16 protein-coding genes are annotated in these 15434 nt (G+C 64.8%); 9 read left to right on the top strand and 7 right to left on the bottom strand.

The features are described from left to right. Positions 1-205 precede the first annotated feature (205 nt). Entirely contained in the window at positions 206-1372 is a 1167-nt protein-coding gene (locus JMF86_RS30940) for a porin (RefSeq protein ID WP_011549134.1), read from the top strand. 32 nt (positions 1373-1404) lie between these two features. Here the strand turns inward: JMF86_RS30940 and gcvA are convergent, their stop codons facing one another. Further along, a complete protein-coding gene (gene gcvA, locus JMF86_RS30935) occupies positions 1405-2349 on the bottom strand; it encodes a transcriptional regulator GcvA (protein WP_172593409.1) in 945 nt (314 codons plus the stop codon). A gap of 138 nt (positions 2350-2487) precedes the next feature. Here gcvA and JMF86_RS30930 point away from each other — a divergent pair, with 138 nt between their 5' ends. Continuing rightward, complete coding sequence (locus JMF86_RS30930; RefSeq protein WP_011549136.1) at positions 2488-3708, top strand: MFS transporter; 1221 nt, start codon at positions 2488-2490, stop codon at positions 3706-3708. Continuing rightward, positions 3705-4601, top strand: coding sequence for an oxidoreductase (locus tag JMF86_RS30925; RefSeq protein ID WP_054928640.1), 897 nt, complete (start codon positions 3705-3707; stop codon positions 4599-4601). The genes JMF86_RS30930 and JMF86_RS30925 overlap by 4 nt, the downstream gene beginning before the upstream one ends. A 133-nt stretch (positions 4602-4734) precedes the next feature. Here JMF86_RS30925 and JMF86_RS30920 read toward each other — a convergent pair whose 3' ends face one another. Beyond that, on the bottom strand, positions 4735-5334 hold the full coding sequence (locus JMF86_RS30920; protein WP_054928636.1) for a DJ-1/PfpI family protein: 600 nt from the start codon (positions 5332-5334) through the stop codon (positions 4735-4737). Between the two features lie 410 nt (positions 5335-5744). Between JMF86_RS30920 and JMF86_RS30915 the strand changes: the two genes are divergently transcribed. Continuing rightward, positions 5745-6902, top strand: coding sequence for a DUF4382 domain-containing protein (locus JMF86_RS30915; RefSeq protein ID WP_054928635.1), 1158 nt, complete (start codon positions 5745-5747; stop codon positions 6900-6902). 302 nt (positions 6903-7204) lie between these two features. Here the strand turns inward: JMF86_RS30915 and JMF86_RS30910 are convergent, their stop codons facing one another. From JMF86_RS30910 to JMF86_RS30900, 3 genes are read right to left on the bottom strand one after another with little or no spacing between them, the layout of a single operon-like run. Beyond that, positions 7205-7666 carry a chromate resistance protein ChrB domain-containing protein gene (locus tag JMF86_RS30910; RefSeq protein WP_027808404.1) on the bottom strand — a complete coding sequence of 154 codons (462 nt, stop codon included), beginning with the start codon at positions 7664-7666 and terminating at the stop codon, positions 7205-7207. Positions 7667-7680: 14 nt separating this feature from the next. After that, on the bottom strand, positions 7681-8853 hold the full coding sequence (locus JMF86_RS30905; protein WP_054928634.1) for a chromate transporter: 1173 nt from the start codon (positions 8851-8853) through the stop codon (positions 7681-7683). 19 nt (positions 8854-8872) lie between these two features. Beyond that, a complete protein-coding gene (locus JMF86_RS30900; protein ID WP_054928639.1) occupies positions 8873-9835 on the bottom strand; it encodes a chromate resistance protein ChrB domain-containing protein in 963 nt (320 codons plus the stop codon). 361 nt (positions 9836-10196) lie between these two features. Between JMF86_RS30900 and JMF86_RS30895 the strand changes: the two genes are divergently transcribed. The 4 genes from JMF86_RS30895 (at position 10197) to rpsU (ending at position 11621) form a co-directional block, all read left to right on the top strand. Then, positions 10197-10526: a hypothetical protein gene (locus JMF86_RS30895; protein ID WP_011549144.1), complete on the top strand. Its 330-nt coding sequence runs from the start codon at positions 10197-10199 to the stop codon at positions 10524-10526. A 306-nt stretch (positions 10527-10832) separates the two neighbouring features. Then, on the top strand, positions 10833-11117 hold the full coding sequence (locus JMF86_RS30890; RefSeq protein ID WP_027808401.1) for a hypothetical protein: 285 nt from the start codon (positions 10833-10835) through the stop codon (positions 11115-11117). A 48-nt stretch (positions 11118-11165) separates the two neighbouring features. After that, a complete protein-coding gene (locus JMF86_RS30885; protein WP_054928638.1) occupies positions 11166-11375 on the top strand; it encodes a hypothetical protein in 210 nt (69 codons plus the stop codon). Between the two features lie 33 nt (positions 11376-11408). Further along, positions 11409-11621, top strand: coding sequence for a 30S ribosomal protein S21 (gene rpsU, locus JMF86_RS30880; RefSeq protein WP_011549147.1), 213 nt, complete (start codon positions 11409-11411; stop codon positions 11619-11621). A 208-nt stretch (positions 11622-11829) separates the two neighbouring features. On the opposite strand, the gene JMF86_RS30875 is transcribed toward rpsU, so the two are convergent. Both JMF86_RS30875 and JMF86_RS30870 read right to left on the bottom strand, forming a co-directional pair. Then, the gene (locus tag JMF86_RS30875) at positions 11830-13107 is read right to left on the bottom strand and encodes an ATP-binding protein (RefSeq protein ID WP_054928633.1); all 1278 of its coding nucleotides are present in this window, start codon (positions 13105-13107) and stop codon (positions 11830-11832) included. After that, positions 13091-13840 carry a response regulator gene (locus tag JMF86_RS30870; RefSeq protein ID WP_027809817.1) on the bottom strand — a complete coding sequence of 250 codons (750 nt, stop codon included), beginning with the start codon at positions 13838-13840 and terminating at the stop codon, positions 13091-13093. The genes JMF86_RS30875 and JMF86_RS30870 overlap by 17 nt, the downstream gene beginning before the upstream one ends. Positions 13841-14165: 325 nt before the next feature. On the opposite strand from JMF86_RS30870, the gene JMF86_RS30865 reads away from it, so the two are divergent. After that, on the top strand, positions 14166-15422 hold the full coding sequence (locus JMF86_RS30865) for an efflux RND transporter periplasmic adaptor subunit (RefSeq protein ID WP_054928632.1): 1257 nt from the start codon (positions 14166-14168) through the stop codon (positions 15420-15422). The last annotated feature ends 12 nt before the right edge of the window (positions 15423-15434 follow it).

Here is a 15434-nt window from a genome sequence, read left to right as displayed (position 1 = left end):
AGATCGAGCAGTACGAGCAGTACGACGTTCCCCATACAAAATTGTAAGGATCACGAAATGAGCGAAGCCGGCATGCCGATGTGGCAAATATGACGCCGGCCGCTGCGACCGTGACGATGCGCAGGCCGCGCGCCGTCACCTGCATTCGAATACGACACAAGCCGTTTCAACCCATCCCGAAACCACTCCTGACAGTGAAATGCAGATGAAAAACAAGAAGATCAACATCAGCGTTATCGCTGTTGCCGCCTTCGCAGCATCCTCGGCAGCAATGGCACAGTCGTCGGTCACCCTGTATGGCATGCTCGATGCGGGCATCGGCTATACGTCGAACATCAATGGCCACAGCCGGTTCGGCCTCGATGGCGGCGCCGCGGGCTCGAACAAGTGGGGCCTTCGAGGGCAAGAGGACCTCGGTGGCGGCCTCCAGGCGGTATTCAAGATCGAGAATGGTTTCAACATCGCGACAGGCGGCATCGGCGGCCAAGGGCCGATCGGTACCACGCGTTCGCTGTTCAACCGTCAGGCCTACGTGGGTCTCGCATCCAGTCAGTACGGCGCGTTGCGCATGGGGCGCCAGCTCGACGCCGTGACGGAAATGGTTCAGGTCCTGACGGGTGACGCCATTTCCGCGTCGACCTTCTCGACGCCGGGTGACGTCGACAACAACGACAACACGACGAACCAGAACAACGCGGTGAAGTACATCTCGCCGATCATCCACGGCTTCCAGGCTGAAGCCGCGTACTCGTTCGGCGGCGTGGCCGGTTCAACGGGGTCGGGTCAATCGTGGTCGGCGGCCGCGACCTACGCTCAAGGCGGCCTGACGGTCGCCGGCGGCTACTTCCGTGCGGCCAACCAGGGCGAGAACGGATGGACGAACGCAACGGCGCAACCGAGCTTCGGCGGCGCACTGGGCTATCCGAGTTCGGGCTACAACGGCGGCAATGCGTTCAAGAGCGCGGGCATCGCGCAAGTCGCCGCGCAATACGAGGTGGGGCCGTACACGGCCGGCTTGCGCTACTCGAACGCCCAGTACAAGGGTAACGACGGCCAGCCGTCGATCCACTTCAACGTGCTGGGTGCGCTCCTGCAGTACCGGGTCACGCCGGCACTGTCGCTGGCGACGGGTTACACGTACGTCTACGGCTCCGCGGCCACGCCCACGCAAGCAGCCGAAGGACGCACGATGGCCTCGATCAACCAGGTGTCGCTGGGTGCGACGTACTCGCTGTCGAAGAGTACCGCGCTGTACGCGATGGGTGCCTACGTGCATGCCAAGGGCGCGCAGGCTTCGGCTGCCGACTTCGGCAACACCTCGTCGGGCGGCAACCAGGTTCAGGTCAACATCGGCATGTTCCACGGCTTCTGATCGCCGACTCGCAAGCCGGGGTAGTGTCCGCACTACTCCGGCGTCGTGCCGCCCTGCCGGCTCGCCATGCCTTCCATCCATTCCTCGAACGCGGACACCGCGGCATCGTCGGCACGATCGGCGTTCGTCACCAGCATGTAGTCGTCAGCGCGCCATACGGGCGATGCGATGGGACACACGAGGCGCCCCTCGGCGAGATCGCGCCCGATCAGCGGCAGCGACGCCAGCGCGACGCCAAGCCCCTCGATGGCCGCGCCAAGCTGAAGATTCACGTGATCGAATTCGACATGGCGCGCGGCCCGCAGATCGGACGCGCCCGCCTCCTTCAACCAGTGCGACCAGGCAGAGCGCGTCGTGGCCGAATGCAGCAGCGTGTGATGGCGCAGGTCGGCCACGCTCTGGATCGGATGCTGGCGCAGCAACGCGGGATTGCAGGCCGGCACGCGCAGGTCGGGCATCAACGGGCGCGAGACGACGCCCGCGCCTTGCTCGGGACCGGAGCGGACACCGATATCGAAAGCGTCGGCGACATAGCGCAGCTTGCGCGATGTCGTCGACACCCTGACGTCGATGTCGGGGTACCGCGAATGGAAATCGGCGAGCCGCGGCAGCAGCCAGCAAAACGCAAAGCTCATCGGCACGTTCACCCGCACGACGCCTGAGATCCGGTGCGTGAACGTGTTGTGGCGCAGCCGCACCACCGCAGTACCGAGGCGCTCGAACGCGTGGCTGACGTCGTTCAGCAACGCCGCCCCTTCGTCGGTCAACGCGACACCGCGCGGACGACGGTCGAACAACGGCAGGCCGAACCAGTCCTCCAGCAACCTGATCTGCTTTCCGACGGCCCAGTGGGTCACATGCAGCTCGGCCGCGGCACCCGCGAAGCTGCCGTGTCGCGCGACCGCATCGAACGCGCGCAGCGCATTGAGCGGGGGTAACTCGCCCCGGTGCTTCGCAACATCCCGGCTTTCGCTCATGACGTGACTTTTTCTCTCCATTGATGCGATTTTAGCTCAATTGAAATGACGATCCTCTCAGCCATAAAATCGACACATCGAGGCTGAAAGCGATACCACGAGCGGCTTCCCTTCACCGCTCGCACGGAGCGAATAACGATGCGCCTGCCGGTTTTTTCCCCTCCCGTCACGCGGGAAACCGCGCCACCCCGACGGCGCGCGCTGTGGCTATCGTGCGTTGCACACGCCATGCACGATGGCTACACGGACATGATCTACGCGTTGCTACCCGTGTGGCAGTCGGAATTCGGGCTCGACTTCGCAGCCCTGGCCATCCTGCGCGGCGTCTATGCCGGCACGATGGCGACGCTGCAGTTGTCCGCCGGGCGTCTCGCGCAACGCCTGGGCAGCCGCGCGACGCTCGCACTCGGTACGCTGCTCGCCGCGCTCGGCTATGCGCTCGCGGGCATGTCGGGTGGCCTGCTCGGGTTGGGCGTCGCGCTGGCGATTTCGGGCGGCGGCTCCAGCACGCAGCATCCGATCGCATCGGGCGCCGTCTCCCGCTTCTATGGGCGCGACGCAAGAGGCCCGCTGAGCATCTACAACTTTTCCGGCGACCTCGGGAAATCGGCGCTGCCGGCCGCCATTTCGCTGCTCGTGACCCTGATGCCATGGCGTCATGCGCTATGGATCGTCGCCGGGCTGGGCTGCGTCGTGGCCGCCGTCATCGCGCTCTGGTTTCCCGCCGTGCCGCGCGGCGGCGCGAACACGACGGCGAAAGAGCATGCGTCCGCGCAACGCGGCGGCACGGGAAAAAGCGGATTCTCCGCGCTGTTCTCCATCGGCGTGCTCGATACGGCCGTACGCATGGGACTGCTTACCTTTCTGCCTTTCCTGCTGAAGGCAAAGGGCGTCTCGCCTCAACTGCTGGGAACGGCCCTCGCACTCGTTTTCATTGGCGGTGCGGCCGGCAAGTTCATGTGCGGCTGGCTCGGCGCGCGCCTGGGTATGGTGAGGACGGTGCTGCTCACGGAGGGCGGGACAGCAGCGTGCATCATCGCGGTGATGTATCTCCCGTTGGCGCCGAGCATGGTGCTGCTGCCGATTCTGGGTATGATGCTCAACGGCACTTCGTCGGTGCTGTACGGAACCGTCCCCGAGCTGTCCGCACCCGAGCGCACCGAGCGCGCATTCGCGATTTTCTATACGGGGACGATCGCATCGGGCGCGCTATCGCCCGTTCTCTACGGTTTCCTGGGCGACCGGATCGGTGTGCACGGCGCCACCTATGCGACCGCGTTGACCGCCCTCGCGATTTTTCCGCTCGCCCTCGCACTGCGCCCGCATCTGGCGGATGACCCGACAGGAGGAACACCATGACGAAATCCGGCTACCCGTCCGTCGCGCTCGTCGGTCCGGGCGCAATCGGCACGACCGTCGCCGCGGCCCTTCACGAAGCCGGCCGCACGCCGGTGATCTGCGGCCGCTCGGCGCACGCGGAATTGAAATTGCGCTTCGATGGCGGCGAGATCGTCGTGCCCGGGCCGGTCCTGACCGACCCGCAAGCGGTCAAGGAAACGGTCGATCTCGTGTTCGTTGCGGTCAAGTCGACGCAGACGGCGAGCGCGGCACCGTGGGTCGCCGCGCTATGCGATGCGAATACCGTCATCTGCGTGCTGCAAAACGGCGTCGAGCAAAAAGCCGCCTTCGCACCGTATGCGGCCGGCGCCGCGATCGTACCGTCGGTCGTCTGGTTTCCGGCGCAACGCGAATCGGGCGCGTCGGTGTGGCTGCGGGCCAAGCCTCGCCTCACCCTGCCCGATACGCCGGCGAGCAACGTGGTGGTCTCGGCCTTGCGCGGCACGCGCTGCGCGCCCGAGGTGGCGGAGGATTTCATCTCGCTCGCATGGCGCAAGCTGTTGCAGAACGCCGTGGCCGGGCTCATGGTGCTGACCGGTCGTCGCGCCGGCATGTTCTCGCGAAGCGACATCACCGAGCTGTCGCTCGCCTACCTGAAGGAATGTCTCGAGGTCGCGCGTGCGGAAGGCGCGAAGCTCGGCGATGAAGTGCCGCAGGAGATCGTCGATGGATTCCACGGCTTTCCGCCGGATTTGGGTACGTCGATTCTTGCCGACCGGCAGGGCAACCATCCGCTCGAATGGGACTGCCGGAATGGCGTCGTGCAGCGATACGGACGAAAGCATGGCATTCCGACGCCGATCAGCGATCTGGTCGTGCCGCTGCTCGCGGCAGCGAGCGACGGGCCGGGCTAATGCGGGACATGGTCTATCCAGCCCGACCAGCATGAATCCGCGCGGGAGACGACCCGGGTGAAAAACGCCACGGCGGCTTAGCGACTCGCGCCCCCCGGCTCATTGCGATGGAGGCTCGCCGCATCCTGTCGCGCTACTGCAAGTAGGGCTTGATGTTCGTCAGCGCGCGGGAAACATACTCGTCCTTCTCCCCGACCGGCGCGACATAGTGCAGCGCGCCGCGCGCGGCGTCCTCCCCTTCGAGACACGCGATGAGCCACGCGGCCAGATACGGCGAAGCAAGGCAGCCACCCGCCGTGGCGACGTTACCTCGGGCGAAGAAGGGCTGATTCAGGACCTCGACGCCAGCCTCGATCACCCAGGGTTTGGTCGTGAGATCGGTGCAGGCCGGGATCGTGCCGAGCAACCCGAGCTTCGCCAGAATCAACGTGCCCGAACATTGCGCGCCGATCAGCTGCCGGGCAGGGTCGAACCTGAGCTGCGCCATCAGTGCCGCGTCGTTGACGACGTCCCGCGTTTGAATACCGCTGCCGATGATGACGGCATCGTCCGTGCAAGCGTCCGCCAACGTCGATTGCGCGTGCACGGTTACCCCGTTCATCGACGTGACGGAAGGCTCCGGGCACGCAAGGGTGACGCGCCAGCCGGGCTTCCTGATTCGATTGAGCACGCCGAGCGCAATGAGGGAGTCGAGCTCGTTGAAGCCCTGGAAGGTTACGATCGCGATGTGCATGGGGCACCCTGTCTCCAGTCAGTCGACGCATCTTGCCAGATTGCCGCCACCCGCGGCCCTGCTTTGCCGACAACTCAGTGTTACAGCCGGCAAGCCTCCCGCCCTCACCGTCAATTTCGTATTCGTCCATTCGAGCCGCAGGCGAACTCGCGCCGCCAAAGCAATTTCTTGGCGTCACATGAGCGCCCCGTGTCAAAAGCGACGCTAACGTATGACAAAAGAGCTTCCTCCCACTCGGTACGAAGCAATCCCCCTCACCACCCGCAGCGCGCTCCAAACCAACACGAATCCGGTAAAGATTTACCGATCGAACAAATTGTTACGGCCCGTTTCAAAGATGTTCAAATAGTAGGCTGCAGCCCCGCTATTCTTCCGTCACCCACAATAACGATCCCAATGGGGGGTGACATATGAACAACATCATCAAGAGCGCCCTGTGCGCCGCCTTCGTACCATTCGTCCTCGCTGGTTGCGGCGGCGGCGACGACGGTGGCGGCACGCAAACCGGTACGCTGCACGTCGCGATGACCGATGCGCCATCGTGCGGTTTCGACCATGTGTACGTCACCGTCTCGCAAGTCCGCGTCAACGCCAACGCGAACGCCGCCGACAACGACGCCGGCTGGTCGACCGTTTCCCTCGCGACGCCGCAGAAGATCGACCTGCTGTCGCTGACCAACGGTGTGCTCGCCGATCTCGGCCAGACCGCGCTGCCTGCCGGCCAGTATCAGCAAGTTCGGCTGGTCCTCGCGCAGAATCAAGGTAACAACCTCGCAAACTCGGTCGTCCCGACCGGCGGCGTGGAACAGGCGCTCGCCACCCCGAGTGCGACGCAAAGCGGCTACAAGATCATCCAGCCGTTCACGGTCCAGCCCAACACGCTCGTCGATCTCGTGCTCGACTTCAACGCGTGCAAGTCGATCGTGCAGCGCGGCAACGGCTCGTATGCGCTGAAACCCGTCGTCACCGCGATCCCGACCGTCGTGAGCGGCGCGATCTCCGGCTACGTCGCCTCGGCCGAAGCCGGCGCGACCGTTTATGCCGAACAAGGCGGCAAGGTCGTCCGCGGCACGGTGGCCGACAGTTCCGGGAAGTTCGTGCTGTCGCCGCTGATCCAGAGCTCGACGCAGGGCAACTACGATGTCGTGATCGTGCAGAACAACTTCGCGTCGGGCATCGTCCGCTCGGTGCCCGTGGTCGTGAACACGACCACGGCGGTGTCGGCCTCGACCGCACCGATCACGCTGCCTGCGTCGACGATGAGCACCGTCAGCGGTACGGTGACGGCCAGCGCGAACGCATTCGTGCGGGCGCTGCAGACGGTCGACGCGAACGCGTACGAGATCACGTCGATCAACGCGAACATGGACACCGGCGCCTATTCGCTGTCGGTGCCCGCGGCAGCGCCGATCGTCGGCACTTACTCGGGTTCGCTGCCGGTCGCACTGGCCGCGGCGCCGGCCGCCGCCGGTCAATATACGATCGAGGCCGACGCGGCATCGGGCGCGACCCAATCGGCAAACGTCAACGCAACGACCAGTCAGTCCAACGTCAACTTCGGTTTCTGACGCGCCGACGGCATCATCGAAAGGGCCGAACGGCCCTTTCCTCTCAACGGGAGAACGAAGTGAAAAAAGGGGTTATCGCATTGCTCGCAGCGGCGAGCATGGTGGGTGCGCTCAGCGGGTGCGTCGCCTACGTTCCGGGCCCGCCGGTCGTGGTCGCGCCGCAAGGCGGGCCGGGGAATGGATTCTGTCCGCCGGGACAGGCCAAGAAAGGCAACTGTTGACGACATGCCCGCGCACCGCGGGCATTTTTTCATCCGTCGAGGGCGCCGGACGGTTCGACGAATTCCCCGTTCTCCGCGTCGTCACTCCGCCATCTTCGGCGGCCACGCATGGCCTTCGGCCTGGCAATGCCGGCACCACGCATACAGCGCGTCGTACATCACCAGACCATGCTCGAGCATGTCGTGATCGTCGGAAAACATGTCCGACAGCCCGAGCGAAATCGCATAAAGCCCGCTGGATTGCGGCGTCAGATCGAGCCGCGACGTATCCGCGCCGCGAATGATACGGGCCATGTGCTGCAGCGCCCGATCGTCGGCCAGACCATACTTGTCGAGAAACGCATCGAAACTGCATTGCTCGCCGACATGCGTCAATTCCACGCCCGGAATGTCGTACGGAATCGCACCGGTCTCGTTGGCGATCCGCAGCACGTCGCCCGGCGGGACGTACAGAAATTCGGGCGTCTCGTCGATAAAACGGGCAATGAGCCAGGGGCAGGCAACCCGGTCGATTTTCGGGCGTTGTCGCGTAATCCATTGCATGGCGGCCTCCACGGTCAGTGATGCAGCAGCGGGTACACGATCAGGCCGATCACGGCGGCCCCGCCCACGACCACCGGCTCCGACAGCTTCTTGAACCTGACCAGCAGCACGATCGCCGCGAGCGCCATCAAGGCGGTGGGCACATCGACGATCGAACGTCGGGCCAGCACGATCACCGACCCCGTGATCGCGCCGACGGCCGCGGCCGTCACGCCGTCGACGAATGCCAGGATCGCCGGCAGCCTGCCGTACTTCTTGAAGTACGGGGCCGGCAACACGGTGAACAGGTAGCACGGCAGGAACGTGCCGGCCGCCGCCACGCATGCGCCCGGCAGCCCCGCCACCAGATAGCCGATGAAGCCCACCGTGATGACGACCGGGCCCGGCGTGATCATCGCGACGGCCACCGCATCGACGAACTGCTTCTCGTTGAGCCAATGGTGCTCGGTAACCACGCCCCCATAGAGGAACGGCACGATCGCGAGCCCCGAGCCGAACACGAAGGCGCCGGCCTTCGCAAAGAACGCGGCGAGTTGCGCGAGCTGCGGCCAGTCGACGATACCGAGCCATGCCCCGGTGGCGGAGACGGGCAACGCCACGGCCGCATCGACGCGCCGCTGGCGCAACCACCTGGGCGGCGCGCGCGTGAACCAGACGACCAGGCCCGCCGCGAGAAACAGCCACGCCACTTCCGATTCGGTGATCACCGTCACCGCGACCAGCGCGAGATAGATCGCCCATAGCAGCTTGTCGTGACCGATGCTTTTCGCGGTCAGCTTGCGCGCGCTGATCGCGATGATGCCGATCACCGCCGCGCCGACGCCGTAGAACACCGACTGCATCCACGTCAGGCCGCCGAATCGCGTGTATGCATAGCCGAGCAGCACCACCATCACAAACGAAGGCAGCACGAACGCGATCCCGACCAGCGTGGCGCCGACGATGCGGTAGTGCACGTAGCCGAGATAGATCGCCAGTTGCGCGGCAAGCGGGCCCGGGGCGAGCTGCGCGAGCGCCAGGCCCTCCTTGTAGTCCGCGTCCGCGATCCATCCGCGCGTGTCCACGAGATCCCGATGCATGTAGCCGGCGAGCGCGACCGGCCCGCCGAAACCGGTCGCGCCGAGCCACGCGAAGTACCGGGTCAGTTGCCACAGCGTATAGGCCGGGCGGTCGCGATGTGTATTCATGTCGAGGCGCGCAGAAAGGTCAGGGGTTTCGATTGCCACGGAAATGCACGTACAACGAATCGAGTACGGCGCCGATCTCCATCAGGAGCGCATCGTCGTCGGCAAGACGCTTGCGGGCACCCGCGAGAATGGCCTCGAATCCGCCGGCTTCCGGCACGGTGGCACCGCCCACGTCCAGCGCATGCACCATGGCGCCCAACCGGACGAGACCCGCGTTGTCGTCGAGTCCAAAGCTCGCGATCAGGACCTCGAACGACACGCGATCGCCCACATGCGTGAACGGGGCGCCGTCGAAATCGAAGCCCAGCGCGTCAGCCGGACAATCGGCGAGGTTGTCCAGCCACACGAAGCGCGCATGCGGATCGATGAAACGCCGAATCAGCCACGCGCTGGCGACGCGATCCACCCACAGGTGACGGCGCGTCGCCCACAGCCTGCCCTGATATTGCGCAGGGTCGCGACGCGGGATGCCGCGTTGAGCGGCATGCGGCTCGCCCGGAGAGCGCAACGCTTCGATCGCGGCGGTGAAATCCCGCCATTGCGCCTGCGCGCGCAGCGAGGTTTCGCCGGGAAAGAAATCGATGCTTCGAATGGCCTCGTACGTGCGAGCGTGGCGGCGTTGCAGGCGATTGAGATCGGCTGCCGCCAGATCCGGCAGCGTCTGGCGGGCCTCCGAAAGCTCGGCAAGCCACGCTGCGTAGTCGCCCGCGCGATCGAACAGCCGTTTGTACGCGTCTTCGTCGGCAGGGTCGTCCGCACGGACATCCAGCAACCACGCCTGCCCATCGCCGTTACGGGCCTCGTCGGCGAGCTCACGCAACTGCGCCGCCTGCTCGGCATGCGCCGGCAACAGGTAGGCACCGTCCCGCAGCGCACCACAGCCCAGCGCCTTGACGGTACGCCAGATGCGCATGCGGGCAGTCGCACCGGAGGTCGGCAGACTGACGATCAACAGCAGCCAGGAAGTCGGGACGGGATTCATGACGGCAGCATAGTGGGTCGTCACGAACACTGCAATTCGGTAGAGATCGCTACAATCTTTTGGTGGTAGACGGCTCCACTCGATGCGTGGAGCAGGAACACAGCAATGACGACAGTCAAGACTCCATCGCCATCCGGATCGATATATCGGGAAAATGGACAGAACGTCCGGTATCACATGAGCGCCGAAGTCGCGCGCGACGACATCGGGGCCAGCGCATCATGCCGTCATCGAGCGCGTGACCGACGTCGCAGCAGATGGTTACGATATTCTGCGAATCGAGCGGTTCAACGCATACACTGAAAGCACGCCACGGTGAACTCCCGTCGATCCGTCGCACGCTTTCCCGACACCGTTCCGAATGCAACTGGACGGCAAACGCAGGCCCGCCCACGAAACCGCTCCAATGACAATCGATCCCGGCTCCATTCCTTACTATCTCGTCCTTCGTGCGGGGTGGCCACCGTACGTGCTGAATTCGGATCGTCAGGTGCTCCGCCGTCAGGCGAGCCCGCTCTTGCTGGCATTCGCGCGCACGCGCGGAGCGATCGCACATGTCGACGACAGCGCGTGGAACGGCTTCTCCGACAGCGAAGGGCTCACGGTAGTCGAGCGTCGCGAAACCGGGTTCTTCTCGCTGGTCGCGGGGAACGAGACTGAACGTCAGTTGCAATTGCTGACGACCCTCTGACGTCGCCGCCCGCACCGCGCCTGCGATCTGACCACTCGTCCATCGCATCGTGTACCGTGTGCCGGTGCGTGCTTGCACCAACCCGGAATAAATCGACCGCTCGGCAAACGATGCGCGTATGATGGGTTCATCCGAGCGATCAGCCGTTCTTTGAGCGTTCGCCCCTCCACCCGCCCGCTTGCTGCATCGCCCCTCCCTCGCGCTGCAACGTTGTCCCCTTCACCCATCGGCCCGCCCCTCGACGGGAATACTGGCCGGATGTGTTCGCCCATGCGACTCGTCGTGGCCGAACGCCAGGAGTTCGTCATGAGCATGCACGTCTATCGTGGATTCGAGATTTATCCATTGATCTACCCTCACGTGGCGGCGCCGCAGGGCTGCCCGCACAACTACGACGCCGGGTTCGACGCGGCGGTCAAGATTTGCCTGCGCGGCACCACCGATACGCTGACGCAGAGCCAGACTTTCCGGTTGCGCGACACCGCCCCGTTCGACAACGCCGGTGACGCCCGTCGTGCGTCAGTGCGCTATGCCGAGAACATCATCGACGACAATCGCGGCAAACAGGGGTTCTTTTCGAGCGCGGGCTGACGCGTGCTCGCCGGTGCAACGCAATTTTTCGGCATTTTGGAGGACGAAATGATCATCGACGAACTGCTCGGCTTGATCAGACGAAATGAAGTCACCCGGATCGACACCGTCGTACCCGCCAGAATCGCCGATTCAGCGATGTGTCATCAACCCGAGCTGCACATGTTCATGGCGGTACGCGCGCTATCGATGGGAGCGGGATACTCGGAATTCGAATCCGACGAGATAGCAAGCGCCGTCATGACGCGGCTCGGCTAGCTTTCCGTTGCAACCTTTCCTGACAGGATCTACATGACGACAATTACGCTGAAGCTCAACGAACCGATCGATGTCGCCCTTCGGCGATTCCGGCGTGACATCGAGAAAACCGGGTTGATTCGCGAGTTGCGCGCTCGCACCGGCTACGAGAAGCCCACGACGGAGCGCAAGCGGAAAAAAGCCAGCGCCGTGGCCAGACAGCGCCTGCAAGCGAAGCGCCTGCTGCCGCCCCGAAAAATGTATTAGGTTCTGTTTTTGCGAAGCAACGATGTCAATTCGCAGGCCGTCGTTTAGCCGGCCGCAGGTGGCCGATGAGAGCGTCGACGAAGTGAGCTTGGCGGCAGCGGCATCGGTCTCGGAATACTTTCGGGCACGTTACGTTGGCAAGCGTGGCTATTTGTGTCGCGTTGCCGACCTTCGCGGCGCAAACGGGTCTCGACACCGCGTACGGGCTTCATTGCGCGGCGCTGAGCTTCGGAAACCTCATCACTATGACAAGCCCGCCGTCTGCCGCATTGGACATGTGCAGTGTGCCGCCGTGACGGCGAACGAGGCGGTGAACGATGGCCAGGCCCAAGCCGCTGTGCGAGGTGCCGCCGCGAGCGGGATCGAGCCGGACAAACGGACGCAGCACGCGATCCAGATCAGGCTCGGATACGCCGGGCCCGTGGTCTCGCACCACGAGTTCGTAATGCTCGCCATGCGCTCGCGTGGCGATCTCCACGGGCGGCTCGCCGTAGGTGAGCGCATTTTCGACGAGGTTCGAGAGCATGCGGTCGATATCGACCGCAGGTAGCATGAAGTCGGGCCCCGCGTGAAGATCGAGCGTGACGAGCGCATCTCGGTGCGCGTCGCCGCTCGGACTCAGCGCGTCGGTGTAATCGCGACGGCAATGCGTGTCCACGCTGATCAGCGGCGAACCTTCGGGGATCTCGCGCGCAAAGTCGAGAAACTGCGTGATGACACGCGACATGGACTCGGTATCGCGCAGAAAACCCTCGCGATCGCCACGATCGGTCAGCAGGTCGGCCCGCACCTGCATGCGTGTGATCGGTGTGCGCAGGTCGTGCGCGATACTCGCCAGCATCACGGCGCGCTCGCGCTCGGCCACGGCCAGCTCGCCGGTCATGTCGTTAAAGTCGCCGATCAACTCGCGCAATTCGCGCGGCCCGCGCTTGCGCACGATGTTCAGGTGGTGGCCGGTGCGATGTTCGCGCGCGGCTGCGGCAAGATCGCGAATGGGGCGATTCAATTGCCAGGCAAGCACGACGGCAACCCCGATAGCGAACACCAGCGTCAACGCCAGCACCCCGGTGAAGCGGCTCACCGGCACCTCGGCTCGCGGCAGCACGATGCCACGTGTGCTGCCCGCGCGGAGCACGCGCAGCGTGCCGTCGTCGTCCATTGCCACGTGGGTGCCCGGCGGCAGCACGTGCCGCAATTGCCGTTCGATGGGCCCGTTCGTGTCGCCGCGAAAGCGCTGCGCGTCGGCGGCCGGCAGTTGCTTCAGGTCCACGAACGAAATACCGAGAATGTCCGCCACGGACCGCTCGCCGCCGCTGTCCTGCCCGCCCATGCTGGCGGCAGTTTCCACAACGCGCGAAATATGGAAGGCGGCGAGGCTCGCGCGCGTTCGCTCGATCAGCAGCAGCGACGTAAGATGAACCACCACCAGCAGGCCCACCGTGGTGATGACGAGCCGGCCGAACATCGTGTCAAGTGGATTCTTCATCGGCCGGGTTGTCGGGAATGAACATGTAGCCGATCCCGCGCACGGTTTGCAGCCGTCGGGGATTGGACGGGTCGTCCTCGATCAGGCGGCGCAGACGCCATACCGGCACGTCGATGCCGCGCTCGGTCACTTCGGCGTCCGGGCCGTGGAGCAATTCGATGAGCCGCGTACGCGAAAGCGTTTCCATGGGGTGCGAGGCCAGCACCTCGAGCAGCGCGTACTCGCCGCCAGTGAGCTTCACGGGCGTGCCTTCGCGCAGCAGCGTGCGCGTCGAGAAATCCAGTTCGAAGCGGCCGAACCGGCACGGGGTGGGCTTCTCCCGCACCGCCGTGGTTCTCGGTGGCCCTTGGCGGCGCAGCACTGCCTGGATGCGCGCGAGCAGTTCCTGTGGCATGAACGGCTTGCCCAGATAGTCGTCCGCCCCGAGTTCGAGCCCGAGCACGCGGTCAATGCCTTCGGCGCGCGCGGTCAGCATGATGACGGGAATCGTGTCGCCGCTCGCGCGCAGTTGCTTGAGCGCGGTGAGGCCATCCACGCCCGGCATCATCAAGTCCAGCACGATGATGGCCGGCCGTTCGCGCTCCAGCCGCCGCGCGAGATTCGTTGCGTCGTGCAGAACGGAGAACTCGATGCCGCGCTGCTGGAAGAACCTGCGCAGCAGGTCGCGCAGTTCCGCATCGTCGTCGACGAGCAGGACTTGCGGCGCGGCGTCGGGGATGGAAGGTGGGTGCATTTCAGGTATTCAGGGCGGCGTGAGGACGCAATGATGGTAGCCCGGATACGACCTGACTGGCTTTCGGAATATTACTGTGATTTGCGATCGCTGACGGAACCGGCACAAAAGTCGGGCCGCGCGGGTATTACGTACACCGAAAGCCCGATTCTCCTTTCCCTGTCGGGGCGCTTCACTGGACAGTAAGTTTCAGTAAGCACAAAAAAATGCGCCATCGGTAGCGTTACGCCTTGTCCAGCACCGGTACCGCCGAGGTACCTCTGAAGTGTCCGGTGCCGTCCCGTTCTCGCATCGCGCGACATCGCGATGCCCAAACAGGTCAAAGATGAAGACGCCCATTCTCCCGAACCACGCGCACCACCCCATGACGTGCAGGCCGCGCCAGCTGTTTGCCGCACTCTCGATACTTGCGATAGTCGGAACCGCCGGCTGCAACAGGCAGACCGGCGCCCCGGCCGGCGGCTCCGCCGCGCAGACCGCACAGGTAGGCGTGCTCTCCCTCGCACCGCAGCGCATCGTCGAAACCACCGAACTCGCCGGCCGCCTTTCCTCGCAGAAGGTCTCCGACGTGCGACCGCAGGTGAGCGGCATCATCCTCAAGCGCCTGTTCATGGAAGGCGGCGACGTGAAGGCGGGCCAGGTGCTCTACCAGATCGATCCGGCCACCTACCAGGCTGCCTACGATCAGGCGCGCGGCACGCTGGAAAACGCCCGCGCCACGCTGGCTTCGGCGAGGACGAAAGCGGACCGCTTCACCGAACTCGTGAAGATCAACGCCGTGAGCAAGCAGGACTACGACGATGCCGTCGCTGCGGTTCGCGAAGACGCCGCGAACGTCACGGCCGACGAGGCAGCGCTCGAATCCGCGCGCGTGAACCTCGAATACACGCGCGTGCGTGCGCCCATTTCCGGACGCATCGGCGCATCGACCGTGACGGAAGGCGCGCTCGTCACCTCGAACCAGACCACCGCGCTCGCCACCATCCAGGCGTTCGACCAGATGTACCTCGACGTCACGCGCCCCAGCACGGAATGGCTGAGGCTTCGCAAGGCCTTCGCTTCCGGGCGCCTGAAGAAGACAGGCAGCGACAGCGCCGCCGTCACGCTCGTGATGGAAGACGGTACCGAATATGCCCACCCCGGCGCGCTGCAGTTCTCCGGCGTCACGGTGGACGCCACCACGGGTTCGGTCACGCTGCGCAGTACGTTCCCGAACCCCGAACGCGAATTGCTGCCCGGCATGTTCGTGCGCGCCCGCCTGGAAGAAGGCGAGAACGACAACGCGATACTCGTACCGCAGATGGCCGTGACGCGCGCGTCAGACGGCAAGGCGAGCGTCTACGTCGTGGATGCGGCCGGCAACGCGCGGCAGGTGCAAGTCACGGCCGACAACGCATTCCGGGACCAATGGATCGTGACCTCAGGCCTGCACACCGGCGACCGCGTGATCGTGAACGGCCTGCAGAGCGTGCATGCGGGCGCGCCGGTCAAGGTGGCGGCCGATACGCCGCAGACGCAGGCGAACGCGGCATCCGCGGCACCCGCGACGGACACGGCCCCGACCGTGTCGGCACAACGCTAGGCGGAGAACGGC

Origin of the sequence: Burkholderia sp. E168m15 (assembly GCF_016586105.1) — a bacterium.
Lineage (GTDB): Bacteria > Pseudomonadota > Gammaproteobacteria > Burkholderiales > Burkholderiaceae > Burkholderia > Burkholderia orbicola.
This window is presented reverse-complemented; position numbering and strand designations above follow the sequence as displayed.